Source organism: Marinobacter sp., assembly GCF_040882185.1.
Lineage (GTDB): Bacteria > Pseudomonadota > Gammaproteobacteria > Pseudomonadales > Oleiphilaceae > Marinobacter.
The window spans coordinates 254,576-278,947 of the sequence record NZ_JBBEBW010000020.1 but is presented as its reverse complement, the minus strand read 5'-3'; the positions used below and the strand labels follow the sequence as shown (position 1 = coordinate 278,947).

The following is a 24,372-nucleotide window of genomic DNA, read 5'->3' as shown; positions in this document are numbered from 1 at the left end:
ATACCCTTGACGTCATAGCCTGTATAGCCGACGCTTGGCACCAATTAGTAGTAGCGGGACAGGTCAAGAATGCGCATTCATATATTAGGGATTTGTGGCACCTTTATGGGCAGTCTCGCTGTGCTGGCACGCCAGCTTGGCCATGAAGTAACCGGTTCAGACCAGGGCGTCTATCCACCCATGAGTACCCAGTTGGAGGCTCAAGGTATCGAGCTCATGCAGGGGTATGACCCGGCTCACCTCGAGCCTGCTCCTGACTTGGTGCTGATTGGCAACGCCATGTCCCGGGGCAATCCCGAAGTCGAAGCGGTGCTCAACCGGAATATAGACTACATGTCTGGTCCTGAATGGCTCGCCCGGGAAGTTTTACGTAAGCGTTGGGTGCTGGCGGTTGCGGGTACCCACGGTAAAACGACAACCACATCCATGTTGCTGTGGATACTGGATCAGGCCGGTTTTGACCCTGGTTACCTGGTCGGTGGCGTGCCCTGTGATTTCCCGGTTTCTGCCCGGTTAGGTTCCAGTGATTTTTTTGTCATCGAGGCGGATGAATACGACAGCGCTTTTTTCGACAAGCGGTCAAAGTTTGTACACTACCGCCCCCACACAGTTATCCTCAACAACCTTGAATTCGATCACGCCGACATTTTTGATAATGTCGAAGCCATCGAACGTCAGTTTCACCATCTTGTCAGAACCGTGCCATCCAACGGTTTGATCGTGCGTCCGGCCCGGGATACGCACCTGGACAGAGCCCTTGAGCTCGGATGCTGGAGCCAGGTGCAATCCACATCCATTGGCGGTGAGGTTGACACTGCCGATTGGCGTGCGGAACTGCTCGCTGATGACGGCAGTCAGTTTGTCGTGATTCACCATGAACAACCGGTGGCGACCCTGAAATGGACTCAAACCGGGCTGCACAACGTGCGCAATGCGCTCGCTGCCATTGCGGCGGCGCGCCACGTGGGGGTGACGCCTGACCACGCAGTTACGGCGTTGTGTCATTTCTCCGGGGTCAAGCGCCGTATGGAGTTGCTGGCGGATATTGGCGGCGTGAAGGTATACGACGATTTTGCCCATCACCCTACCGCTATTGCCACCACACTTGATGGATTGCGGAACAAGGTCGGGGAGGACACCATCATCGCCTTGATCGAGCCGCGGTCCAACACCATGCAGCAGGGGGTGCACCAGGATACCTTGCTACCCAGTACGGATCAGGCAGACCGTGTGATCTGGGCTAACCTTAACAAGATGACATGGCTCCCCGCCCTGATTGACCAACAGCGGGGTCTCGATAAAGAGCGTCATATTCTTGAGTCCAGCGTACAACGTCTGGTGGCCAGAGTGGTCGACGAGCTGACCCAACCCTGCCATATCGTCATCATGAGCAACGGGGGGTTTGGCGGCATCCACCAAAAACTGATTTCCGAATTGGAGCGCACCTTTGGCTGAGCACTGTGCCGACGATTTCAAGCAGACCGTCAACCTTGCACTCACTGGCGCTTCCGGTGCTCAATATGGCCTTCGCCTGCTTGAATGTCTGGTCGCGGCCGGGTGTCGCGTGCATGTGATGATCAGCCGAGCAGCCCAGGTTGTTATTGCAACCGAAACCGAGCTGAAGTTGCCCGGTTCGGCGAAGGCGATGCAAGCGACCCTCACGGATCTTTACGGCGCCCGGCCTGGCCAATTATTGGTATTCGGGCGGGAAGACTGGTTTGCGCCACCGGCCTCCGGTTCCGGGATCAAGGCCCCAATGGTCGTGTGTCCCTGCAGTACAGGCACCCTTTCGGCGTTGGCGACCGGTGCCAGTAATAATCTTATCGAACGAGCGGGCGATGTAGCCCTTAAAGAACGGCGCCCGCTTATTCTGGTGCCCCGGGAAGCGCCGTATTCCGAGATCCACCTCGACAATATGCTGCGCCTGACCCGAATGGGCGCCACGATAATTCCAGCCAGTCCCGGGTTTTATCACAAACCGGAGCGTATTGAAGACCTGGTGGACTTTATTGTGGCCCGTCTTCTGGACCATTTGGGGCTCTCGCAAGACCTGATGCCACGGTGGGGGGAGGACCGGGTAGCCCGGAAAATCGCTCACGACTGACGATTGGTTGGTTTTGGCTACTGCAAATGATGCTTTTCACCATTGAGCAAAACCGGCTACCCGTCGAGACTCTGGGGACGACAACGAAAACACAGTCACCCACAGAGGTTCATCATGATTCCACGCATACTCTTCGACGCCGACCTTGATGGTTTCAGGGATTCCGTCCGCCGTTTTCTCGAACAGGAAGCGGCTCCTCATCATGCCCAATGGGAAAAAGACGGCCAGGTCAGCCGAGAACTTTGGGAGAAAGCGGGTGCGTTAGGCTTCCTCTGCCCGATGTTACCGGAAGAGTACGGCGGTGTTGGTGCGGATTTCCGATACAGCGCGGTGATTATGGAAGAAGTATCGCGGGCGGGGCTGTCAGGCATTGGCTGGACTTTGCATTCCGATATTGTCGCGCCCTATATTCTGAATTACGGTTCGGAAGAGCAGAAGAAGCACTATCTTCCGCAGCTTGCGACCGGTGAAATGATCGGCGCAATAGCGATGACCGAGCCTGGCGCCGGGTCTGACCTGCAGGGCGTAAAAAGCAATGCCATCAAACAGGGCGATCACTACATCCTCAATGGCTCGAAAACCTTTATCACCAATGGGCAGATGGCAGATCTGGTGATTGTAGTGGCGAAGACAGAGCCCAAGGAAGGGGCCAAGGGCACCAGTCTGTTTCTGGTGGAGTCGGCCTGGGACGGTTTCGAAAAGGGTCAGAACCTGAACAAGGTTGGCATGAAAGCCCAGGATACTTCTGAGCTTTTCTTTCAGGATGTGAAGATACCGGAAACCCATCTGCTCGGTGGCCGTGAAGGCCAGGGTTTTATCCAGCTCATGCAGGAACTGCCTGCTGAGCGTTTGCAGGTTGCTCTGACAGCCGTGGCCGCGGCAGAAGCCGCCTGGGGCTGGACGCTGGATTACGTCAAAGACCGCAAGGCCTTTGGCAAGCCGGTCATTGCTTTCCAGAATACCCGGTTCAAAATGGCAGAAATGAAAGCGGAGATTACCGCGGCGCGGGTGTTCACCGATCGCTGTCTGGAGTTGCATCTTGATCGCAAGCTGGATATTCCCACTGCGGCCATGCTGAAACAGCTCACCACCGATCTGCAATGCAAGGTCATGGACGAGTGCGTCCAGTTGCACGGTGGCTACGGTTATATGTGGGAGTACCCCATCGCCCGGGCCTGGGCTGACTCACGGGTTCAGCGCATTTATGCTGGTACCAATGAAATCATGAAAGAGATCGTGGCGCGCTCGTTTTAGAAATTAGCGCTTGTAGCTTTCTTGAGCTGTGACTTTCGGGGGTTTAAAACGAAGTGGTCAAAAGCCATTTCCTGGGGAAGGAAATGGTGCCGAGGAGAGGACTTGAACCTCCACAGGGTTGCCCCTACTAGCACCTGAAGCTAGCGCGTCTACCAATTTCGCCACCTCGGCAGGTGACTAACAGCCTTCGTGTGTTTCGATGATCTGCATTAGATCACTGATATAGGGAAGGTTCTGCAGTCGGTTAAGGCAAGCGCCTAAACCAGTGGCGCGTACTTTAATCATTCGGAAAATCGCTGTCAAACGTTTTTTTAGTAGGTGATTGTGCCACCTTGTTAGGCACCTTCGTACTCAGGACGTTATACTCCGTTTACACTCATAGCGCCGCCCGCACAATGATGTGCCCTGCGGCAAAAAGGCATAAGACGGAATGTTTTTCAGAAAAAAGAAGCAAACAAAAGTAGATCAGGATCCTCACGCCAAGCGTGAGGCGCAGAATTACGATAACCCCATTCAAAGCCGCGAGTTTATTCTGGAGCATCTGCGAGAGCGAGGAGCTCCCGCAACTCACGAAACCTTGTGTGAAGAATTGGGACAGCATAGCCCTGAGGGCATTGAAGCCCTGCGCAGACGTTTAATCGCAATGTGCAGGGACGGGCAGGCGATCTGTAACCGCCGTGGCGCCTATCTCCCTATCGATGAAGCGGATCTGGTGACGGGCCGTGTGGTCGGACATCGCGACGGGTTTGGTTTTCTGGTGCCTGACGGTGAGGGCTCCGACCTGTTTCTGAGCGCCCGCCAGATGAAGCTGGTATTCCATGGCGACAGGGTAGCCGCCCGTGTCGATAGTACGGATGATCGCGGTCGTCGGGAAGGCGTTATTGTAGAAGTACTCGAACACCGTACCCAACAAACAGTCGGGAGATTGTTCAGGGAAAGCGGTATCTCGTTTGTGGTACCGGAGAACGCCCGAATTAACCATGAGGTCCTGATTCCGGAAGACCAGTGTGGCGAGGCCTATCATGGCCAGTACGTAGTGGTGGATATTGTGCGCCAGCCGACTGCTCGTACGAAGCCGACAGGCAAGATCGTCGAAGTGCTTGGTGACCATATGGCTCCGGGTATGGAAATAGACGTAGCAATACGCTCCTATGATATTCCCCACAGCTGGCCGCCCGCGGCTGGTGAACAGGCAGCTGCTATTCCGGCAGAGGTCACCGAGACCGACAAGGCCAACCGGGTCGATCTGCGCGGGATGCCATTGGTGACCATCGACGATGAAACCGCCAGGGACTTTGACGATGCGATTTTCTGCGAGCGTCGCCCGCGGGGTGGATTTCGGCTGGTTGTGGCTATTGCTGATGTCTCGCACTATGTCCGGCCAGGAACGCCGCTGGACGAGGAAGCCATCAATCGCAGTACCTCGGTGTATTTCCCAGATCACGTTGTGCCCATGCTGCCGGAAAAGTTGTCCAATGGCCTGTGTTCGCTGAACCCCGGCACAGACCGTCTATGTATGGTGGCGGACATGACCATCAGCTCTGCTGGCCGAATCAGCAGTTACACCTTTTATCAGGCTGTCATGCACAGTCATGCCCGTCTGACTTACAACAAGGTGAGTGACATTCTGGAGCGTCCGGACTCCGAGCCAGGGCAGCAGCTCCGTGAGCAATACGCTAATGTATTGCCTCACCTCGAAGTGCTTTATGACGCCTATAAGGTATTTCGCAAGGCGCGCACCGAGCGTGGTGCTATTGATTTTGAAACGACGGAAACCCGGATCATTTTTGACGCCACCCGCAAGATCGAAGAAATCATTCCGGTCTATCGCAACGACGCTCACAAGATTGTCGAAGAGTGCATGCTCTGCGCTAACGTGGCGACTGCGCGGTTCCTGAAAAAACACAAGATCCCGTCGCTGTACCGGGTTCACGATGGACCGTCAGCCGAGCGGCTCAGTGCGCTTCGCCTGTTCCTGGGCGAGCTTGGCCTGCAGTTGACCGGGGGGGAGAAGCCGACTTCCGCGGATTACCAGAAGCTGTTATCGAGTATTAAGGAGCGTCCGGATGCCAATGTCATCCAGACTGTAATGCTGCGATCTCTCAGTCAGGCGGTATACAGCCCCGAGGAGAGTGGCCACTTCGGCCTCGGCTTTGGCAGCTACGCTCACTTCACGTCTCCCATCCGTCGTTATCCGGACCTGATTGTTCACCGTGGCATCAAATCGATCATCCACGGCGGTAAGAAGACGGACACGGTTATCCGGCCCGACAGTTCAGATGCCGAGCTTGGCAAGTATCCCTACGATCTGGCCAGTATGGTGAAATTTGGCGAGCATTGTTCCATGGCAGAACGTCGTGCCGACGATGCCACCCGCGATGTTGAAGCCTGGCTCAAGTGTGAATACCTGAAGGAACAAGTCGGCGAAGAGTATGATGGCGTCATTGCCGCCGTGGTGCCCTTTGGTTTCTTTGTTGAGCTTAGTGGCGTCTATATAGAAGGCCTGGTTCATGTGTCCACGCTCAGTGGTGATTATTTCCACCACGATGCAGCCAAGCACCGGCTGATCGGGGAGCGGACGGCAATCAGCTTCCGTCTGGGCGATAAGGTGCGTGTAAAGGTTGTTCGCGTTGGCCTGGAGGATCGCAAGATTGATCTGGAGCTGGTAAGTGAGCCGCCGCGCCGACAGGCAGATAGAGATGCATTGAAAGTGAAAGATCGAGGGCCCAAGAAGGATAAGGCTCGCGGCGGCGAGAGCCGTGGTAAATCCGGCGCTCGCGGCGAGCGTTCCGGCGCCAAAAAATCCGGTGGGCGAGGTGGCAAGCCGGTTTCCGCAAAGGAACGCCTGTCCCAGGAAGCAGCGAAAGGCGCTGCCGGAGGTGGCGAAAAGTCAGCTCCAGGCGCCAAGCCAAAATCCGGAGGTCGGTCCAGAAAAACGGGTGGTGCTTCTAAATCACCGAAAGCAGGGAAGTAAGCTGTGGCGGATGAATTCGTCTTTGGCTGGCATGCAGTAGAAGCAGTTCTGAAGCGGGAATCCAATCGCCTCCAGCGAGTCTGGATTCAGACTGGTCGGCAGGATCGCCGGGTGCAGCAAATCAGCGAGGCACTGGATGAACTCGGAGTTCCCTGGCAGGTGGTTCACCGGCGGGAACTGGATGCCAGGGTCGCCGGTGTGCATCAGGGTGTTGTTGCCCAGGTGGGGGAAAGCAAGGAGTGGACTGAGACCGACCTGATGACGCAGTTGTCGGCAGGCGGGACGCCGCCATTTCTGCTTGTGCTTGATGGCGTTACGGATCCCCATAATCTGGGAGCGTGCTTGCGCACCGCCGATGCTGTTGGCGTGCAGGCGGTGATTGTGCCGAAAGATAAATCTGCGGCACTCACACCTACTGCTCGTAAGGTTGCCAGCGGTGCTGCAGAAACGGTACCGCTGGTGCGGGTGACAAACCTCGCCCGGTTCCTTCGTTCACTACAGGATGAAGGTGTCTGGCTGATAGGCACTGCCGGGGAATCGGCAACCACGCTTTACCAGGCTGATTTTACCGGCCCTGTGGCGCTGGTAATGGGGGCCGAGGGCAAGGGTATGCGGAGGCTCACCCGTGAGCACTGTGACCTGCTGATCAATATCCCCATGCAGGGCCACGTTGATAGCCTCAATGTCTCGGTGGCGACGGGCGTCTGCCTCTATGAGGCCCTGCGTCAAAGGCTTGCATAGTCCTCCATCGACGCTTAGAATGCGTGTCCCCCTTTTTGGGGGTGGCGACTTATTGTCTGGAATTCGTTTCTTGCATCCGACGCCCTGTTGATAAAACAGAAAAAGCGGTAGCTGCCAGCGAGCACTACCACCTCCTTGCTTTGTCCGGGCACCCCCGGGGAAGCTGCATAAACCGTAGGGAGAACTCATGCGTCACTACGAAATCGTATTTATGGTACACCCTGATCAGAGCGAGCAAGTGCCCGCGATGATCGAGCGTTATACTGGTGTCATCGGTGAAGATGGCGGCCAGGTACATCGCCTTGAAGATTGGGGCCGTCGTCATCTGGCCTACCCGATCAACAAGATCCACAAAGCTCATTACGTCCTGATGAACGTTGAATGTTCGCAGGCAGCGATGGACGAGCTGACTCACAACTTCCGTTTCAATGACGCGATCATACGTGATCTGATTATTCGTCGTGAAAGTGCGGATACTGAGATGTCCCCGATGAAGGCCTCCGAGTCTCGGGAAGATCGTCGTTCTGGCGGTGAAGAACGCCCACGTCGTGCAGCGGAAGCTGACGATCGTAACCAGGCGGAAGATGACACCCAGGACGAAGAAGAGTAATCCACCACCGGAGTTGAGGAGTTAATTCATGGCTCGTTTTTTTAGACGTCGCAAGTTTTGCCGCTTTACCGCGGAAGGCGTAAAAGAGATCGATTACAAAGATCTTGAAGTCTTGAAAGGTTACGTTACTGAAACTGGCAAAATCGTGCCCAGCCGTATCACCGGCACCAAGGCACGGTACCAGCGCCAACTGTCGTCCGCGATCAAACGCGCTCGCTACCTGGCACTGCTGCCTTACTCGGATGGTCACGACAACTAAGTAACTAAGTAACAACAGGATTCGGGACCATGCGTGCATTGGCACAGTTTGTAATGCGCGGTCCCATGCAGGCAGCAGGGGTTGCAGCATTTACGACGGCAGTACCCTTGCTGTTCTGGATTGGCGCCGCAGTTATTGGCCTGGTCATTCTGAGACTGGGGCTGCGCCAGGGTTTGAGCATTGGTCTGTGGGCATTGCTTCCGGCACTTGGCTGGAGCTGGTTCGGACAAGACCCGACCGCTCTGGCGGTACTGCTCGAAGTCGCGCTCATGGCCGCGGTTCTGAGAACTTCCCAGTCCTGGCAAAAAGCACTGCTATCGGGAAGCGCGCTGGCATTGATTTTCGGTTTGCTCTTGCCAGTCCTGTATCCGGGGCTGCTGGAACAACTGATTCAGACCGGAGTGTCGTTCTACCAGCAGTACAACGCAGAGGTCGCCCGGGAAATGGGCGCCCAGCTGGAGCCGGTGATCCGGCAGACTATGAACGCAAGCATGGCAGGCACCTTTCTGGTCGCCGGAGTTGTGCTCACCATGGTCGCCCGAAGCTGGCAGGCAGGGTTATATAACCCTGGCGGGTTCCGCAAGGAATTCCATGCGCTGCGGTTGTCCGGGCCGGTGGCGACGATGTGTATCGTCGCGATGTTTGCCGGGCCTGTACTGGGGTTGAACTCCTTGCTGGTGGCCTGGGTAGCGGGTTTACCGCCCATCATTGCGGCAGTGGCCCTGGTACACGGGGTTGTCGGACGCAAGGGGTTGAGCAAACAGTGGTTGGTTATGTTCTACATAGCGATGCTGTTGTTGGGGCCGAGTCTGTTGTTGCTGTTGCTAATTGTGGCATTTGTGGATAGCTGGCTGGATATCCGGGGGCGAATAAAGCCTTCGAAACCAGCCGAATAAAGCATAAGAGGTTAACGAGATGGAAGTTATTCTGCTCGAAAAAGTAGCAAACCTGGGTACCCTGGGTGACAAGGTCAAGGTCAAGGCTGGTTACGGTCGTAACTACCTGATGCCTTATGGTATCGCCGTACCGGCAACCGAGGCCAATCTGAAGGCGTTCGAAGAGCGTCGGGCGGAGCTGGAAAAAACAGCAGCTGACAAGTTGGTTTCTGCCAAGGCACGCGCTGAAGCCCTTGAAGGCGCTTCCTTCACCATCAGCTCCAAAGCTGGCGATGAAGGCAAACTGTTCGGTTCTATCGGTGTTCGTGACATTGCTGATGCTGTCAGCACCAGTGGCACGGAAGTCGAGAAGAGCGAAGTACGTTTGCCGGAAGGCCCGCTACGTTCGATTGGCGAATACGACATTGAGCTGCAGCTGCACTCTGACGTTGTAGTCGAGATCAAGCTGTCGGTTGTTGCTGAGTAAACTGCAACACGTGCGATGATGCCTGGCGCTCCGAAAACCCCGGTTTTGAGGGGCCTGAGCTATCAACTGCACTGAGTGAGCAACGGCTTGCGAACGGGTATAAGTTTGTATTCCGGTGTCACTGACGAGCCCGGTCCGCGAGAGCGGCTTCCGGGCTTGTTGCTTTCTGATATGCTTACACCTTCAAGTGATCGTCCCGGCCAAACCGGCCTCACGATCTGGCATGGCAGACACCTCACTGAAGAAGTATTTCATGGCAACGACCAACCTGAAGCCGTCATCGATGGACAGCGAAACCAGCAGAATCAAAGTGCCGCCTCATTCACTTGAGGCAGAGCAGGCGGTTCTGGGTGGTCTTATGCTGGATAACCGTCGGTTCGATGAAGTCTCGGAAATCATTACCTCGTCGGATTTCTATCGTCAGGATCACCGGTTGATTTTCGGAGCTGCGGAGCGGCTGGCTGCCGAAAGTGAGCCGTTGGATGTAGTTACCCTCGCGGAGTTCCTTGAGCGGGCGGGAGATATCGAAGATTCCGGCGGCCTTTCTTATCTGGCCGAGCTGGCCGAAAAAACGCCGGGCGCGACAAATATCAAGGCGTATTCCCAGATTGTTCGTGAACGCTCCGTGTTGCGTCAACTTATCGAAGTATCGGGCGGCATATCCGATTCGGCTTTCAATCCGCTGGGGCGCACCAGTGATGAGATTCTGGACGAGGCCGAGCGTAATGTGTTCCGAATTGCGGAGTCCCGTACCCAGTCGGGTTCCGGCCCCCAGGCCATCAATCCGATCCTCACCAAGGCGTTAACGCGGATTGAAGAACTGTTCGAGTCGGGAGACACCATCACCGGTCTGACCAGCGGCTTCAAGGATCTGGATGACTGGACTTCCGGTATGCAGCCGTCGGATTTGATCATCGTCGCCGGGCGGCCCTCCATGGGTAAAACCACCTTTGCCATGAACATGGTCGAGAATGCATTGATCAGTACCGGCGAACCCATTCTTGTGTTCAGTATGGAAATGCCAGCGGATGCCCTGGTCATGCGTATGCTTTCCTCGCTGGGTCGCATAGACCAATCCCGGATGCGCAGCGGCCGTCTGGAAGAGGAAGATTGGCCCCGGCTGACCTCCGCGGTCAGTCTGCTCAAAGACAAGCCACTGTATATTGACGATACACCAGCTCTGAGCCCGACCGAAATGCGCTCCCGCGCTCGCCGGGTGGCCAGGGAGAACAATGGCAAGTTATCAATGATCATGGTGGATTATCTGCAGCTCATGCGAGTACCGGGCAGCAATGAAGGCCGGACTGCAGAAATATCCGAGATATCTCGCTCCCTTAAAGGTCTTGCCAAAGAGCTCAACTGCCCGGTCGTGGCGTTGTCGCAGCTTAACCGAAGCCTTGAGCAACGACCGAACAAACGGCCCGTTAACTCCGATTTGCGGGAATCAGGCGCCATTGAGCAGGATGCCGACATCATTATGTTCGTCTATCGGGACGAGGTGTATAACGAGGATACTCAGGATAAAGGTATTGCGGAAATTATCATCGGCAAGCAGCGTAATGGCCCAATTGGGACCGTTCGCCTGGCCTTTATCGGCAAATTCACCAAGTTTGAAGATCTTGCTCACGGTGATTATGGCGGAGATTATTGATGCCAAGAAATACCGTAGCCCGAATAGATCTGGATGCCCTGCGATTTAACTTTGAGCTGGCCGCCGCCAAAGCTGGCAGCGCCAGGCCGATGGCGGTGGTCAAGGCCGATGGTTATGGACATGGCATTGGCGCGGTCGCCCGCGCACTCGCAACTGCGGCTGAATGCTTTGCGGTTGCCTGTATTGAAGAAGCTCAGGCTATTCGTGCTGAAGGCCTGACGCATCCGGTGGTTTTGCTGGAAGGAGTTCATGATCAGGCAGACCTCAAGACCTGCCTGAAAGAAGGTTTTGAACCGGTGCTGCACAGCAGTGTACAGGTAGATTGGCTGATTTCAGAACAGGTCCGTCCGGTTATCTGGCTGAAGCTGAATACCGGTATGAATCGCCTCGGGTTTAATGCCCGAGAGTTGGACAATGTAGTGGAGCGGCTCGCACCCCGGGAAGGCTTGATCAAGGGCCTGATGACACACTTCTCCTGCGCTGATGATCTTGATAACGCCGAAACTGCCGCGCAGACCGAGGTGTTCGTAAATGTTTCCGAGGCCTATCCGGATTTTCAACGCAGTGTCGGTAATTCAGCGGCTCACTTCCGTCCAGGCCAGGCACTCTTCGAGTGGAGTCGGCCTGGCATCATGCTTTACGGGGCGACCCCGATGATAAGCCAGAGTGGGCCTGAGCTCGGGCTGCGCCCGGTGATGTCATTGGAATCCGAGCTGATTGCTGTGCGAACGCTCGCTGTTGGAGAGCAAGTCGGTTATGGCGGTTCCTGGACCGCCGAGAAACCGACATCCATGGGCATTGTCGCGGTGGGTTATGGCGATGGCTATCCTCGCCATGCCGGAACGGGAACACCGGCCTGGATCAGTGGCTGTCGGGTAAATCTGATCGGGCGAGTCTCAATGGACATGCTGGCGCTTGACCTCTCGGCAGTGCCAGATGCCAGCATCGGTGACAAGGTGGAACTGTGGGGCGCCCATGTGGGGGTGGATGAGGTAGCGCGCCATGCTGGCACCATCGCCTATGAACTATTGACCGGCGTAACAGCCCGGGTACCCAGGCTGTATAGCGAATAGCCGCGCAGCGAATTCCTGTGGTGATCCGTCAGCCTCAGGCTCGCAGGTTAGGTCGTTAATAGAGTCAACGAGGCCTTGAAGGCCCTCGCCTTTGGCTAGAATGTGTATGCGCGATTATCAGATTAGTGATACAAATAGCGTTAAAGACGCTGGAACTGTATAGCAATCCGTTCAAGATATGGAGTGACGTTTACCCTGTGAATGTTGTCGTAGTGCACGATTATGGTCCTTTGGGACAAATTTTGCTGGAGCGGTTAAAAAAAACCTCGCTTCAACTAAGCCCGCTATTGGTTAGCGAACCGAGCAAGGCGGACCTTTCAGCCCTGGCTCAGTGGGTACCGGATGATACGGACCTGATCGTGAACGCCCTGTGGCTGGCGGACCCAGAAGAGGCGGAGATTGATCCGGAAGCAACCCGTCAGGCTGCGTTCAGCATCCCGATGGCGCTGGCGGAACATGCGCGGAAGCACAATCAGGCGGTAGTGCAGCTGTCAACGAGTTACGTATTTGATGGTCGTAAGCAGAGCGCCTATATCACGTCCAATCCGGGCCAGCCATTTACCCAGCTCGGTAACTGGCAGTGGGAGTGTGAGCAGGCTCTGCGCACGCTTATGCCCCGCCATATTATCCTGCGCACGGGTTGGAGTCTGGCGCGTTTTATTCGCAAGATACAGGACAGTGCCTCCGCCCATGAAACCATTGAGCTTTCCAGCCGGTACCGCGGTCAACCGGTCTCTTACAGTGACCTTGCCCGGGTCATGGTGGCCATCATCCAGCAACTGGATTGCGGTGCCGAGGTATGGGGAACCTATCAGTACGCCGGTGCAGAGACGATATCCCAGTACGATCTGGGACTGGCGCTGGTGGACCTGCCGGGTACACCCGGGGATGTCAGGGTAGTCGATAAAGTGCCGGGCTGGTCGTCACTGGAACTTGAGAACGCAACGCTGGGCTGTATCAAAATCCGGAACACGTTTGGCGTCAAGCAATTATCCTGGCGTTCCTGCCTGGAAGACGAACTTGAGGCGTTGACACTGACCCACGACTCCCCGGTCAGGGAAGCCGTGAACTGAGTTGCTCGCCGATGCCCTCTCGCCGATTCTATTCTGGCGTCTGCCGGTCTGTTCAGGCCAGGACGGATTATAGTTTTTTGAAGATCAACGATGCGTTCGTGCCACCGAATCCGAAGCTATTGGACATCACTGTTTCGAGATGAGCCTCTTTGGCATCAGGCCCGACCAATGGCATTCCAACGATTTTTGCATCCGTGGATTTAAGATTGGCAGTGCCGCTGATGAAGTTGTTCTGGAGCATCAGGAGTGTATAGATGGCCTCATGGACACCGGAAGCGCCGAGTGAATGGCCCGACAGCGATTTGGTGGATGATATTGCTGGAATGTGTTCTCCGAAGACTTCTTTAACTGCCCCCATTTCCGCTACATCGCCGACGGGCGTGCTGGTGCCGTGAGCGTTGATGTAATCGATTGGTGCCTCGACGGTAGCGAGTGCCTGACGCATGCAGCGCCTGGCGCCTTCGCCAGAGGGCGCTACCATGTCATACCCATCGGAGGTGGCGCCATAGCCGACAATTTCGGCGAGAATGTTGGCGCCGCGTTTTTGGGCGTGCTCAAGTTCTTCCACTACAACCATTCCACCGCCCCCGGCAATGACGAAGCCATCACGGCCACTATCGAACGGTCGTGATGCCGTTTCCGGGGCATCATTATATTTGGTGGAAAGTGCCCCCATGGCATCAAACAGCATGGTGAGGCTCCAGTCTTCCTCCTCGCCGCCGCCGGCGAAAACAATGTCCTGTTTGCCCATCTGAATCTGTTCCATGGCGTGGCCGATACAATGGGCGCTGGTAGCGCAGGCTGACGACATGGAATAGTTCACACCCCGGATTTTGAAAGCAGTGGCCAGGCACGCTGAAACCGTACTGGTCATGATGCGGGGCACCATGTAGGGACCGATGCGTTTGACGCCCTTGCTTCGCATCAGGTCAATCGCTTCCACCTGACTGGCACAGGACGCACCCCCAGACCCGGCGATCAGGCCGGTACGGTCGTTGGAGATCATTTCGTCGGTCAACCCTGAAGCCTCGATAGCCTGCTGCATCGACAGATAGCTGTACATGGCAGACTGGCCCATAAACCGCTTCAGTTTGCGATCAATGGCTGAGGTATCCACATCGATCGAACCGGATACCTGGCTGCGAAAACCGTTATCACGATAGGTTTCGTTAAAGCTAATACCGGATTTTCCGGTTTTTAAACTGTTTAGTACGTCATCGGCAGAATTGCCGAGGCACGACACTATGCCCATGCCTGTGATTACAACCCTTCTCATAAAACCTCCTTTCCGGACCTGCCTGCGGTAGCGCGGTGCAGGTTCCGTCGCTTGATCTGTAGTGCTATCAGTGTAGGCGGTTTCACCGTTAACCGGTATTTGACCTTTGCAGGGGGCTACTTCTTAGCGTTCTTTTTTTGTGCGCTGACTTGCTGTTCCGAGTGCAGCAGCTCTGCGGTTTCCTCCGCCACCATAGTCGGGGTTTCGAGACTGATCGGGCCAAGTCTTCCCGCGCGCAGTTCGTTGAGCAGTATTTCCGAGACTTTATGCAGATCCGGCACGCCGCCTCGGGCAAAGAAATTGCGTTGTACGGCAATGGCGTCCATCAATGCGAGGCCGTCGACCGGCAGAGTCTCGAGCTTGTAGCGTTCCATCAGGGCAGCCGGATACGCCTTCAACAGGTAATCGGAAGCAAACAATGCGACATCGTCAAACTCGATGACAGCGCTACGGATGGCACCGGTGACTGCCAGGCGATAGCCGCAGGCTGCGGGTGACAGCTTAGGCCACAGGAACCCGGGAGTGTCATACAGAAGAATGTTGTCCGGTAGTTTGATCACCTGCTGGGCCCGGGTGACCGCAGGCTCGTTGCCGGTTTTGGCTGCCGTCCGCCCTGCGAGTGTATTGATCAGGGTGGATTTGCCCACGTTGGGGATGCCCAGAATCATGACTCTCAGGGCACCGCGTTCACGGTTTTTGTGGCTGGTCATATCCTGGGCCACCTGGAGTATCCCCAGGGCTTCTGAGCGCTGATTATGAGTCAGGGTAATGGCCCGGAGCCGATCCTGCTGTTCCAGGTGTTGCTGCCACTGCCTGGTGATTGCCGGGTCAGCCAGGTCTCGCTTGTTGAGGACCTTGATCACCGGCGTGTCCCCGCGAAGGGCAGGCACAAGCGGGTTTTCACTGCTGAACGGAATGCGGGCGTCAAGCACCTCAATGATGAGGTCCATTTGCGGCATTATTTGTTTGATCTCCTTGCGGGCCTTGTGCATATGCCCGGGAAACCAGTTGATAGCCATGCTCGAAACTCCGTCGTAAACTGCAATTCGCGCCATTATGGACGGGAATGAATAATTTTTCACACTAAAGCCTATGCCGCCTCTGGTGCGGTGCTTGGGCGGTCGGGGCGTGACGTATGTACAAATTAACGGGGGAAGGGGTGAACATTTACCGATTTTTGTTTTAGGGTGTACGGTCTTGACTAGCTGAAACAAATGTTTGAACGGCGGAGAATACTATGAAACTGGTTAAAATGTTCGGAATTGCGTTGATTACATTGAGCTTCGGCTCTACGGCAATCGCGCAGCAAACTGCACCTACCACACCTGGTGGTCAGCCGGATCAGGTGGATCAACTTGCCGAACTGGTTGGGCTTGACGATGCTCAGCAAAAAGAGATTCGCGGCATTATTGAAGAAATGCAGGGTGAAATCAGTGAAATCCAGGCTGAAGCTCAAGCCCTTCAGCAGGAACTGCAAGCCCAGATCAAACCTGATTTTGATGAAGATCAAATCCGCGAGGACGCCGAAAAGCTTGGCGATCTGACCGGTGAAATGACTGCATTGTCTACTCTTATGCAGGCGAAGGTCGATAAAGTGTTTACTGAAGAACAGCGCGCAGAGCTCGAAAAGCGCATGCAGCAGATGCAGCAGCAGATGCAGCAGCGCCAGATGCAACAGCAAATGCAGTGAGTTCAGGCCTGAAAGGCTGAATTGAGAAAGCCGTTCCCGGTTTCCGGAAGCGGCTTTTTTTGTTCAGGAGAGCGTCAGGCGGCCTCTGGTCCGAATGGCTTGACCAGCACGATCAGTTTGGGCAAAAGGGTTAACGCGCCGAGCAGCGCCATCAGCATGGCGAATCCGGTAAGCAATCCGAAGTAGATGGTCGGTATGAAATTGGACAACACCAGTATTGAAAAGCCGATGATGATGGTCAGTGACGTATAGAACATGGCGCGACCGATGCTTTGATGACAGCGGTGCATGGTGTCGTGGTAATTGTGATCCTTTGCGAACTCGACCTTGAAACGATGGATGTAATGGATCGTATCGTCCACCGCGATGCCCACCGTAATGGCGGCAACGGTAATGGTCATCAGGTCCAGCGGTAACCTCAGCCATCCCATTAGCCCCAATACACTGCTGGCTGCCAGCACATTGGGGGCGATGCCGATCAGAGCCAGCTTGAGTGACCGGAACAGAATCAGGAACATTAGCCCGATGGCAAGAAACACGATGCCGAGGGTCTTGATCTGCGAGTCGAACAGGCTTTGCAGCATGTTGTTGTACATCACCGTCATGCCAGTGAAGGTAACCTGATCGTCCTCGAAGCCAAGCTCCCCCGTCAGGTGTTGATGAATCTGATCAAGCAGTTGCTGGCGCCTCAAATCTGGCGACGAGTCAATCAGACGCATGGTAAAGCGGGCCTGATCGTGTTCTTCAGAGATGTAGGGCATCAACAGAATTTCCCGCAGGTTATCCGGCAGCGCAGCGGGCACAAATGCCAGTTCCAACGCATTAAGTGGCTGGTCCTCATTCACCTGGGCCAGTAACTCGAGTGTGGTGGTGATGGAGAGAGTCTTGCCGGTTTCCGGTAAACCGTCCAGGTAATGGTGAACCTCCTCAAGGCGCTGCATCTTCTGATAAGTGAACCAGGTATCACGATAGCCTTCGTCCTCACCACAGTCATCGACAAACGGGTCGCAGTCGCTGGCAAACTCATCTTCAGCGAAGGCATCGTTGGTGAACGAGTCGCTGGTGAAGGGATCGCCGCCGCTGGCGGATTCGGGCGGCGCTTCGTCGGTAATAATCACATCCAGAGGCGACGTGCCCCCGAGTTCATTATCTATGGTCACCATGCCGCGATAGATTTCGGTGCTCTCCTTGAAGTAGTCGATAAAGCTGTTTTCCACCGTCAAACGGCTAATGCCGATAACGCAAAGCACCGCCAGCAATGCACTGGTGACCAGCACAGTGCCTCCAAACCGGTCAGTGAAGGTCGCGAAACGACGGGTGAAGGCGCGGCCCTCGTCGGCAGGCTGATTGCTCACCTTTGGCGGTAGTAGGGTCAGCAAGGCCGGAAAGATCACAAAGGTAATGATAAACGCCAGTGCCAGGCCCAGGGTCATCATCCAGCCAAAATCAATCACGGGTCTTATACCGCTGAACGTCAGTGACCCAAACGCGACAATGGTGGTGATGGCCATGAAAAAGCAGGGCTTAGCCATGCTGCGCACGGTATTGAGCATATGTTCACAGGGGTCGGCCTCCGGTGCATCGTGCTGAAATTCCCGATAGCGAACGATGAGGTGAATCGTCATGGATAGCGTCATGATCAGCAGCAGGGAGACGAAATTCGAGGAGATCACCGTGACCGGCTGTTGTATCCAGCTCAGATAGCCCATCACCAGCCAGACCGTAAACAGGCAGCACAGTAATGGCACCGCAACCCACCGCCACTGCCGGAAGATAATCGCGAGGGTCAATATGAGAAACAACACAACGCCAATGCCAAAGGTCGACAGATCACTCTGGATGAAGCTGATCATATCGGCAACGATCATTGGCACGCCGCCCAGATGCAATTCTGCGTCAGCCCGATAGGTGTCGAGCACGGCACGAACTTCGGCAATGGTTTTTTCCTGCTGATCGCTAACGGTTTCAGACAGCGAGGTGAACTCGTCACTGACCGCCTGCAGGCGTTCCTCGTCCGCGCTGGATAGCTCGCTTTCCCGGGCTTTATCCCGCAGCGAGTTGCGCTCTTCTAACAGTTCGAGATAGCTCTCGGGCGTGGGCAGGTTGACCTGAATGGCGGTTGTTCTGGCATCCTCGCTGATTAATAGATTGGGGTACAGCGGATTGCCCAGCAGCGCCTGGCGGGCGGTATCCAGAGGGACATCGTTCTCATCCAGGGTGCGGATTTGTGAATCCACGGTGTCCAGTGTGAGTTGTGGGCTGTGAAGCAGCGGGATATTGAGGATGCTGTTGGTCGAGGATACGCCTTCAAGCCCGGCCAGTTCATCCCGTAATGACCTGAGTGCACCCATGCCCTGGTCGGAGAACAGATCCGCTTCCGGGCGGTAGGTCACCACCAGAAAGTCATCGGAGCTGGTAAACCGCTGGGTCATGGTGCGGTATTGCTCAAGCGCCTGATCGTTCTCCAGCACCAGTGACTCCGCTGAAGCATCGAGCCGGAACTGGTCAAGCCGGAGACTGGCGATCACCAGAATCAGGGCAAATCCGATCAGAATGGCGACAGGGTGGGCGAGTACGATTCGACGGTACAGCGACGTGGCAGCGTTCATAAACATCCATGGGAATCCGATTCAGGTCAGGACGCAGTCTGCCACAGATCGGGCCCTAATGGGCCTCAATCCAGTACTTTGACCGGGATCTGGTTAACAGGAATCTGATTGGTGCTCGGTGTCGGGACGGCAGGCACGGCCAAACCAAGGTTATTCTTTTCGAACACCCGGTCTGCTCGGTAGCTGGAGCGCACCATCGGGCCGGACGGCACTTCCAGGAAGCCCTTTTCGAGACCGATTTCCCGGTAGCGGTTGAACTCTTCCGGTGTTACGTAACGCTCGACCGGCAAGTGGTTCGGGGTAGGGCGCAGATACTGACCCAGCGTCAGGATGTCGACGCCGATCTCGAGCAGGTCATCCATGGTTTGCAGAATTTCTTCCTCGGTTTCGCCGAGTCCAAGCATCAGGCTGGTCTTGGTGAGAACCTCCGGACGGTATTGCTTTGCGTGGGCCAGCACAGCCAGAGTCTTCTCATAACCTGCACGGGGGTCGCGGACACGACTGGTAAGGCGTTTGACGGTTTCGACGTTCTGGGCGAACACATCCAGTCCTGAGTCCACCACTTTCTCTACATGCTCCATAACGGCATCAAAATCTGGCGTGAGCGCCTCGACCGCGACTTCGGGGGTGCGATGTTTGATTGCAGACACGCAAGCCGCGTAGTGAGCCGCTCCGCCGTCGTCGAGATCATCCCGATCCACCGAGGTCAGTACAATGTAGCGAAGCCCCATGAGCTCAACGGACTTGGCGGTATTTTCCGGCTCGTCGTGATCCAGCCAACCCTTGGGGTTACCGGTATCGACGGCACAAAAACGACAGGCGCGGGTGCAGACCGATCCCATCACCATGATAGTGGCGGTACCGTTGTTCCAGCATTCGCCGATATTGGGGCAATGGGACTCCTGGCATACGGTGCTGAGCTTGTGATCCTTCACATTCTGTCGCACTGCCTCAAAACGTTCTCCGCCGGGCATACGAGCACGCAGCCACTTGGGTTTCGGTCCGGACGGCATGTCGTCATGGACCGTTCGTTTAATGCCATTTTTGATGGCAGAGAAACCATGCTCGTGACGGAATTTGGAACCGCTGGCAATACTGGATTTTGCGCTGTCGCTCATGACAACCGGGCTCTTGAATTGCGAAGAATTAGTTCTTAAGGGTAAGGATTACGGCAGGTTGATACAAGCCAAATAGGGGTAAACACGGGCCCACACGGACCGACATTGGTCTTACAGGGACGGTTTGAAAGCAGCAGCGACGGCAAAGACAATGTTCTTTGCCGTCGCAACCCGGGACCCGCTATGCGGTGGCAGTATTTAGCGCCTGGGTGATGTCGGCAATAATGTCATCGACATGTTCGATGCCGATGGACAGCCGGACCAGATCCTCACTGACGCCAGCGGCCTTTAGCTCGTCCGGATTAAGCTGGCGATGGGTGGTCGTTGCCGGATGGCAGGCCAGGGATTTGGCATCACCGATGTTCACCAGGCGATAGATAAGTTGCAGGGCGTCAATAAAACGGGCACCCGCCTCCAGGCCACCGGTGATTCCGAAGCTGAGAATGCCGGAAGCCTTGCCGCCGCATATTTTGTCGCAAGTAGCTTTGTAAGGGCTGTCAGACAGGGCGGCGTAGTTTACCCATTCGACCGAGGGATGATTCTGCAGAAAGTTTGCCACCTTCTCCGCATTCTCACAGTGGCGCTCCATTCGCAGAGCCAGAGTTTCCAGACCCTGCATGATCAGGAAAGCATTGAACGGTGCCAAGGCCGCGCCGGTGTTACGAAGGGGTACCACGCGGCACCGTCCGATGAACGCGGCTGGCCCCAAGGCATCGGTGTAGATTACGCCGTGGTAGGACGGGTCCGGCTCATTCAGCATCGGGAACTTGGCGGCGTTGGCTTTCCAGTCGAACGTGCCGGAATCGACCACCACACCCGCGACCGTGGTGCCATGTCCGCCAATGTACTTGGTTAGTGAGTGCACCACGACATCAGCGCCGTGCTCGAACGGTCTGCAAAGGAAGGGTGTCGCAACGGTGTTGTCCACGATCAAGGGTATCCCATGTTTGTGGGCGATTTCCGCCCAACGCTGGATATCCACGACGTTGCCCGCGGGGTTGCCGATCGACTCGCAAAAGAGGGCCCGGGTGTCGTCATCAATCGCCTGTTCCACCGCGTCGAAATCATCGTGGGGCACCATGCGGCAATGGATGCCCTGATTCGGCAATGAGTGGGCGAACAGGTTGTAGGTTCCGCCGTAGAGCTGACTCGTGCTGACGATGTTATTGCCGACTTTGCAAATGGTCTGCAGGGCATAGGTTATGGCCGCCATGCCGGAGGCGACCGCCAGTGCTCCCACGCCGCCTTCGAGTTGCGCCATGCGTTCTTCCAGCACTGCATTGGTAGGGTTCATGATACGGGTGTAAATATTACCCTGAACTTTGAGGTCAAACAGGTCGGCCCCGTGTTGGGTATCGTCGAACGTGTAGGACGTGGTCTGATAAATGGGCGTAGTGGCCGCGTGAGTAGTCGGATCGCCTTTAAAGCCCGCATGCAGGGCCAAAGTTTCGGGTTTCATGGTATGGCTTCCCTTTCAGTTATTATTGGGTGGAACGGCTGATCGAGTATGCCACAGAGAAAATTAAAATCGCAGGAGGCGAATTTCAGCCATAAAAAAACCCGGCTCTTTCGAACCGGGCTTTTCGAATACTGGTAGCAAGGGGCGGAGTTGAACCGCCGACCCCAGCATTATGAGTGCTGTGCTCTAACCAACTGAGCTACCTTGCCAACACCGTCAGAAGCCACATCGGCTCTAAACGAGGCGCGTATTCTCTGGATTTTGTCGGAAAGTGTCAACCCCTTTTGATTTTGGAAAAATTAAATGCGAACGCGTGTCATTTACCGAAAGCATCGATTGCTTTAGAGTACCGGTTCCTGTTTGTTTGCCTGGGTTGCTCTGTCATGTCTGTGCTCTCTTTATGCTAACCGGGTTAAAATCGTTGTTGAGCGGTGATTTTGAGCAGTTTCAGCAGGCGCTGGTGCTTGCTGATGACCCGCGCCCTTCAATTCCCATGAGAGATTGTCTCGCTCCCGAGCAGTTGGACAACTTGCTGAACCTGTACGCAGGCGACAACCGCGATGTCGATCGTAGGGCGCTGGCGTCGCTTTGGTCTCGAACTTATTTCCTGAGACTGGCGGTGCCGTCGATAACAGCAAATCTGGTGTTGGACTGGGAGTTACCGGTCGAGCTGGATGACATTGAGGTGATACTGACGCCGGACGGCCAAGCTGAGGCCTTTCGCATTTCCAGCGAGGGCAGGGCGTTGCCCTCATCCGGGGAGACGGTATTTGAGCGCTTCCAAACGCTGGTGGATGATAATTTCTCGCCTTTCATACAGGCGCTTTCCCGTCAGATAAAAGTGTCGCCAAGGGTACTCTGGAACAATGCCGGCAACTACGTGGAGTGGCTGGTGGGTGCGCTGGAGCATCATCTGGGGCCAGACCAGGTGTCTGCCGACGGACACCAACTGATCAACCTGCAGTTGCGCCCGGATGGCAGTCGAAACCCGCTATACCAACCGGTACGTTATGTGGAAAGATCGTCAGGGCCATCGCCGCTGCGGCAGCGTCGGCAATGCTGTCTTCGCTACAGGCTGCCTGAGCTTGGTCTGTGTGAGAATTGCCCCCATATAGACTGCCCACCGAAAGCCGCCCGTTGAGCAGGAACCTTGACGGTCAGCGCGTACCTGTTGCAGTAACGGGCACCAAGCTCAGTAAACGACCGCCCTCCAGGCTGACGCATGCCGTGAGCTGCTGTCCTGCGCGCCAATCCCCGGAGAGGTCTGTCAGAAGTCGCACGGTGGCGAGCCCGGGCTCGTTCCATTCAAGCAGTTCTGCATCCTCGAAATAGAAGCGTTTTCGGGTCAGTGGATAGAGCGCCTTGAACAGGCTTTCCTTGACCGAGAAGGCGAGGGTTGTCAGATGCCCCGGCCGCTGGGCAAGGTCCAGCTGAAATCGCTGGCGCTCAGAACTGGTCAGAATTTTCTGAACCAGCTTTGTGGCCCGGCTATCTGACAGCACGACTTCTGCATCCAGCCCCAGGCTAAGGTAATGTTGATTGCTGGCACCGATGGCAGCAGCACGGCCATGGCTGTGGGTGACCGAACCCGTTATGCCTTCCGGCCAGCAGGGTGCACGGTCGGCCCCCAATGAAGGCGCTGAGGCGTGGCCGGTAATACGTTTCACCGCTTCCCTGGCGCAAATCCGACCCACGAGATATTCGGTTTTGCGCTTATCAGCCGCGTCGGTGAGCTCTGAGGGGAGCATTATCTCGCTTTCGGCATACGCTTCGAGAGTAAACCCGCGATAGTCATAACTGGTGCTGATAAGCTGAACAGCCGGAAGTTCCTCTGACCATGGCCAGATACTCTCCAGAGGGCTGCAGCAAGGAGGAAGGTGGTTCACAGGAGACGGCAAAGGCACGACGAAATGGCCCGCAGGCCATTCCCGTGCGACACGGATAGCGGTTGTTTACACGTTAAACCGGAAGTGCACCACATCACCGTCCTGGACGATGTATTCTTTGCCTTCCAGCCGCCATTTGCCAGCATCTTTCGCTCCTGCCTCGCCGTTGTACTTAACAAAGTCATCATAGCCAACCACTTCGGCCCGGATAAAGCCGCGTTCAAAATCGGTGTGGATGACGCCAGCAGCTTGGGGCGCGGTAGCGCCGACCCTGACCGTCCAGGCCCGGACTTCTTTCACGCCTGCGGTGAAGTAGGTTTGCAGGTCCAGCAGGCTGTAGCCGCCACGAATAACGCGGTCAAGGCCTGGCTCATCCATGCCCATCTCTTCCAGGAAAACCAGTTTCTCGTCGTCCTCCAGCTCGGCAATTTCTGCTTCAAGCTTGTTGCAGATCGGCACTACGACTGCATTTTCCGACTCGGCGATTGCTTTGACCGTATCCAGGTAAGGATTATTCTCAAAGCCGTTCTCATCGACGTTGGCGATGTACATGGTGGGTTTGCTGGTCAGCAGGCAAAGTTCTCGTATAAGCGCTTTCTGGTCGCTGCTCAGGTCCATGCCGCGTACCGGATTGCCTTCATTCAATACCGGCAGTAGAGTCTGGAAGATTTCCAGTTGGGCTTTAGCATGCTTGTCGCCGCTTTTTGCAACCCGCTCAACTCGCCTGATGGCTTTTTCGACGGTATCCATGTCCGCCAGAGCCAGTTCGGTATTGATTACCTCGATGTCTGCGGCCGGGTCGATCTTGTTGGCGACGTGAATGACGTTGCTGTCGTCGAAGCACCGGACCACGTGGGCGATGGCATCGGTTTGCCGGATATTGGCCAGAAACTGATTGCCCAGGCCTTCACCCTTGGAAGCGCCAGCAACCAGGCCCGCGATATCAACAAACTCCATGGTTGTTGGCACCACGCGCTGGGGTTTGACCATTTCAGCCAGTTTGGTCAAGCGGGGGTCTGGCATGCCGACCACACCGGCGTTGGGTTCAATGGTGCAGAAAGGGAAGTTCTCGGCGCCAATACCCGCCTTGGTCAGAGCATTGAACAGGGTAGATTTGCCGACATTGGGAAGGCCGACGATGCCGCAATTAAATCCCATGGAGTGCCTCTAATTTGGTACTGAAAATGTTGCCGGATTATACCGGTGTCTGATAAACGGTGCGAGCAGTCCAGG

Annotated in this window: 21 protein-coding genes and 2 tRNA genes; 14 read left to right on the top strand and 9 right to left on the bottom strand. The window is 55.7% G+C overall.

Annotation, left to right across the window (positions count from 1 at the left end):
- Window positions 1–69: 69 nt before the first annotated feature.
- The 3 genes from mpl to WEB64_RS11995 all read left to right on the top strand — a co-directional run bounded on the left by mpl (window position 70) and on the right by WEB64_RS11995 (window position 3,358).
- A complete protein-coding gene (mpl, locus tag WEB64_RS12005; RefSeq protein ID WP_368058297.1) occupies window positions 70–1,455 on the top strand; it encodes a UDP-N-acetylmuramate:L-alanyl-gamma-D-glutamyl-meso-diaminopimelate ligase in 1,386 nt (461 codons plus the stop codon).
- Complete coding sequence (locus WEB64_RS12000) at window positions 1,448–2,104, top strand: flavin prenyltransferase UbiX (RefSeq protein WP_368058299.1); 657 nt, start codon at window positions 1,448–1,450, stop codon at window positions 2,102–2,104. The genes mpl and WEB64_RS12000 overlap by 8 nt, the downstream gene beginning before the upstream one ends.
- Window positions 2,105–2,218: 114 nt before the next feature.
- Window positions 2,219–3,358 (top strand): acyl-CoA dehydrogenase family protein, encoded by a 1,140-nt coding sequence (locus WEB64_RS11995; RefSeq protein WP_368058301.1) that lies wholly within the window; start codon window positions 2,219–2,221, stop codon window positions 3,356–3,358.
- A gap of 84 nt (window positions 3,359–3,442) precedes the next feature.
- Here the strand turns inward: WEB64_RS11995 and WEB64_RS11990 are convergent.
- Window positions 3,443–3,529, bottom strand: a tRNA-Leu gene (locus WEB64_RS11990).
- A gap of 259 nt (window positions 3,530–3,788) precedes the next feature.
- Between WEB64_RS11990 and rnr the strand changes: the two genes are divergently transcribed.
- From rnr to WEB64_RS11945, 9 genes are all read left to right on the top strand, one after another.
- The gene (gene rnr, locus WEB64_RS11985; RefSeq protein ID WP_368058303.1) at window positions 3,789–6,332 is read left to right on the top strand and encodes a ribonuclease R; all 2,544 of its coding nucleotides are present in this window, start codon (window positions 3,789–3,791) and stop codon (window positions 6,330–6,332) included.
- A 3-nt stretch (window positions 6,333–6,335) separates the two neighbouring features.
- On the top strand, window positions 6,336–7,073 hold the full coding sequence (rlmB, locus tag WEB64_RS11980) for a 23S rRNA (guanosine(2251)-2'-O)-methyltransferase RlmB (protein WP_368058305.1): 738 nt from the start codon (window positions 6,336–6,338) through the stop codon (window positions 7,071–7,073).
- A gap of 187 nt (window positions 7,074–7,260) precedes the next feature.
- Entirely contained in the window at window positions 7,261–7,683 is a 423-nt protein-coding gene (gene rpsF / locus WEB64_RS11975; RefSeq protein WP_368058307.1) for a 30S ribosomal protein S6, read from the top strand.
- A 28-nt stretch (window positions 7,684–7,711) separates the two neighbouring features.
- Window positions 7,712–7,942, top strand: a complete 231-nt coding sequence (gene rpsR / locus WEB64_RS11970; protein ID WP_368058309.1) for a 30S ribosomal protein S18 — start codon at window positions 7,712–7,714, stop codon at window positions 7,940–7,942.
- A 29-nt stretch (window positions 7,943–7,971) separates the two neighbouring features.
- Window positions 7,972–8,838, top strand: coding sequence for a hypothetical protein (locus tag WEB64_RS11965; RefSeq protein ID WP_368058311.1), 867 nt, complete (start codon window positions 7,972–7,974; stop codon window positions 8,836–8,838).
- A gap of 19 nt (window positions 8,839–8,857) precedes the next feature.
- Window positions 8,858–9,304, top strand: a complete 447-nt coding sequence (rplI, locus tag WEB64_RS11960) for a 50S ribosomal protein L9 (protein ID WP_368058313.1) — start codon at window positions 8,858–8,860, stop codon at window positions 9,302–9,304.
- A gap of 253 nt (window positions 9,305–9,557) precedes the next feature.
- Window positions 9,558–10,955, top strand: a complete 1,398-nt coding sequence (gene dnaB, locus WEB64_RS11955) for a replicative DNA helicase (protein ID WP_368058347.1) — start codon at window positions 9,558–9,560, stop codon at window positions 10,953–10,955.
- A complete protein-coding gene (gene alr, locus WEB64_RS11950; protein ID WP_368058315.1) occupies window positions 10,955–12,028 on the top strand; it encodes an alanine racemase in 1,074 nt (357 codons plus the stop codon). Before dnaB ends, alr begins: the two co-directional genes overlap by 1 nt.
- A gap of 197 nt (window positions 12,029–12,225) precedes the next feature.
- Window positions 12,226–13,101, top strand: coding sequence for a sugar nucleotide-binding protein (locus tag WEB64_RS11945; protein ID WP_368058317.1), 876 nt, complete (start codon window positions 12,226–12,228; stop codon window positions 13,099–13,101).
- A 67-nt stretch (window positions 13,102–13,168) separates the two neighbouring features.
- On the opposite strand, the gene fabB is transcribed toward WEB64_RS11945, so the two are convergent.
- Both fabB and ylqF read right to left on the bottom strand, forming a co-directional pair.
- Window positions 13,169–14,377, bottom strand: coding sequence for a beta-ketoacyl-ACP synthase I (fabB, locus tag WEB64_RS11940; protein ID WP_368058319.1), 1,209 nt, complete (start codon window positions 14,375–14,377; stop codon window positions 13,169–13,171).
- 116 nt (window positions 14,378–14,493) lie between these two features.
- Window positions 14,494–15,396 (bottom strand): ribosome biogenesis GTPase YlqF, encoded by a 903-nt coding sequence (gene ylqF, locus WEB64_RS11935; RefSeq protein ID WP_368058321.1) that lies wholly within the window; start codon window positions 15,394–15,396, stop codon window positions 14,494–14,496.
- Window positions 15,397–15,614: 218 nt separating this feature from the next.
- On the opposite strand from ylqF, the gene WEB64_RS11930 reads away from it, so the two are divergent.
- Entirely contained in the window at window positions 15,615–16,067 is a 453-nt protein-coding gene (locus tag WEB64_RS11930; RefSeq protein ID WP_368058323.1) for a Spy/CpxP family protein refolding chaperone, read from the top strand.
- A 74-nt stretch (window positions 16,068–16,141) separates the two neighbouring features.
- Here the strand turns inward: WEB64_RS11930 and WEB64_RS11925 are convergent, their stop codons facing one another.
- From WEB64_RS11925 to WEB64_RS11910, 4 genes are all read right to left on the bottom strand, one after another.
- Complete coding sequence (locus WEB64_RS11925; RefSeq protein ID WP_368065642.1) at window positions 16,142–18,682, bottom strand: RND family transporter; 2,541 nt, start codon at window positions 18,680–18,682, stop codon at window positions 16,142–16,144.
- A gap of 59 nt (window positions 18,683–18,741) precedes the next feature.
- A complete protein-coding gene (lipA, locus tag WEB64_RS11920) occupies window positions 18,742–19,794 on the bottom strand; it encodes a lipoyl synthase (RefSeq protein ID WP_368058327.1) in 1,053 nt (350 codons plus the stop codon).
- A gap of 181 nt (window positions 19,795–19,975) precedes the next feature.
- Entirely contained in the window at window positions 19,976–21,253 is a 1,278-nt protein-coding gene (locus WEB64_RS11915) for an O-acetylhomoserine aminocarboxypropyltransferase/cysteine synthase family protein (protein WP_368058329.1), read from the bottom strand.
- A gap of 132 nt (window positions 21,254–21,385) precedes the next feature.
- Window positions 21,386–21,462: transfer RNA gene (locus tag WEB64_RS11910), tRNA-Met, on the bottom strand.
- A gap of 191 nt (window positions 21,463–21,653) precedes the next feature.
- Here WEB64_RS11910 and fhuF point away from each other — a divergent pair.
- Window positions 21,654–22,394, top strand: a complete 741-nt coding sequence (gene fhuF, locus WEB64_RS11905) for a siderophore-iron reductase FhuF (RefSeq protein ID WP_368058331.1) — start codon at window positions 21,654–21,656, stop codon at window positions 22,392–22,394.
- A gap of 16 nt (window positions 22,395–22,410) precedes the next feature.
- Here the strand turns inward: fhuF and WEB64_RS11900 are convergent, their stop codons facing one another.
- Window positions 22,411–23,001 (bottom strand): 4'-phosphopantetheinyl transferase, encoded by a 591-nt coding sequence (locus WEB64_RS11900; RefSeq protein WP_368058333.1) that lies wholly within the window; start codon window positions 22,999–23,001, stop codon window positions 22,411–22,413.
- 204 nt (window positions 23,002–23,205) lie between these two features.
- A complete protein-coding gene (gene ychF, locus WEB64_RS11895) occupies window positions 23,206–24,297 on the bottom strand; it encodes a redox-regulated ATPase YchF (RefSeq protein ID WP_368058335.1) in 1,092 nt (363 codons plus the stop codon).
- Between the last annotated feature and the right edge of the window lie 75 nt (window positions 24,298–24,372).

What these genes read in the sequence shown, in the direction of transcription:
- WEB64_RS11915 (WP_368058329.1), bottom strand. Translation starts at nt 21,253, where the DNA reads ATGAAACCCGAAACTTTGGCCCTGCATGCGGGCTTTAAAGGCGATCCG.
- WEB64_RS11930 (WP_368058323.1), top strand. Translation starts at nt 15,615, where the DNA reads ATGAAACTGGTTAAAATGTTCGGAATTGCGTTGATTACATTGAGCTTC.
- fabB (WP_368058319.1), bottom strand. Translation starts at nt 14,377, where the DNA reads ATGAGAAGGGTTGTAATCACAGGCATGGGCATAGTGTCGTGCCTCGGC.
- WEB64_RS11925 (WP_368065642.1), bottom strand. Translation starts at nt 18,682, where the DNA reads ATGTTTATGAACGCTGCCACGTCGCTGTACCGTCGAATCGTACTCGCC.
- ylqF (WP_368058321.1), bottom strand. Translation starts at nt 15,396, where the DNA reads ATGGCTATCAACTGGTTTCCCGGGCATATGCACAAGGCCCGCAAGGAG.
- ychF (WP_368058335.1), bottom strand. Translation starts at nt 24,297, where the DNA reads ATGGGATTTAATTGCGGCATCGTCGGCCTTCCCAATGTCGGCAAATCT.
- mpl (WP_368058297.1), top strand. Translation starts at nt 70, where the DNA reads ATGCGCATTCATATATTAGGGATTTGTGGCACCTTTATGGGCAGTCTC.
- alr (WP_368058315.1), top strand. Translation starts at nt 10,955, where the DNA reads ATGCCAAGAAATACCGTAGCCCGAATAGATCTGGATGCCCTGCGATTT.
- rpsF (WP_368058307.1), top strand. Translation starts at nt 7,261, where the DNA reads ATGCGTCACTACGAAATCGTATTTATGGTACACCCTGATCAGAGCGAG.
- lipA (WP_368058327.1), bottom strand. Translation starts at nt 19,794, where the DNA reads ATGAGCGACAGCGCAAAATCCAGTATTGCCAGCGGTTCCAAATTCCGT.
- WEB64_RS11900 (WP_368058333.1), bottom strand. Translation starts at nt 23,001, where the DNA reads ATGCTCCCCTCAGAGCTCACCGACGCGGCTGATAAGCGCAAAACCGAA.
- WEB64_RS11995 (WP_368058301.1), top strand. Translation starts at nt 2,219, where the DNA reads ATGATTCCACGCATACTCTTCGACGCCGACCTTGATGGTTTCAGGGAT.
- WEB64_RS11965 (WP_368058311.1), top strand. Translation starts at nt 7,972, where the DNA reads ATGCGTGCATTGGCACAGTTTGTAATGCGCGGTCCCATGCAGGCAGCA.
- rnr (WP_368058303.1), top strand. Translation starts at nt 3,789, where the DNA reads ATGTTTTTCAGAAAAAAGAAGCAAACAAAAGTAGATCAGGATCCTCAC.
- dnaB (WP_368058347.1), top strand. Translation starts at nt 9,558, where the DNA reads ATGGCAACGACCAACCTGAAGCCGTCATCGATGGACAGCGAAACCAGC.
- fhuF (WP_368058331.1), top strand. Translation starts at nt 21,654, where the DNA reads ATGCTAACCGGGTTAAAATCGTTGTTGAGCGGTGATTTTGAGCAGTTT.
- rplI (WP_368058313.1), top strand. Translation starts at nt 8,858, where the DNA reads ATGGAAGTTATTCTGCTCGAAAAAGTAGCAAACCTGGGTACCCTGGGT.
- rpsR (WP_368058309.1), top strand. Translation starts at nt 7,712, where the DNA reads ATGGCTCGTTTTTTTAGACGTCGCAAGTTTTGCCGCTTTACCGCGGAA.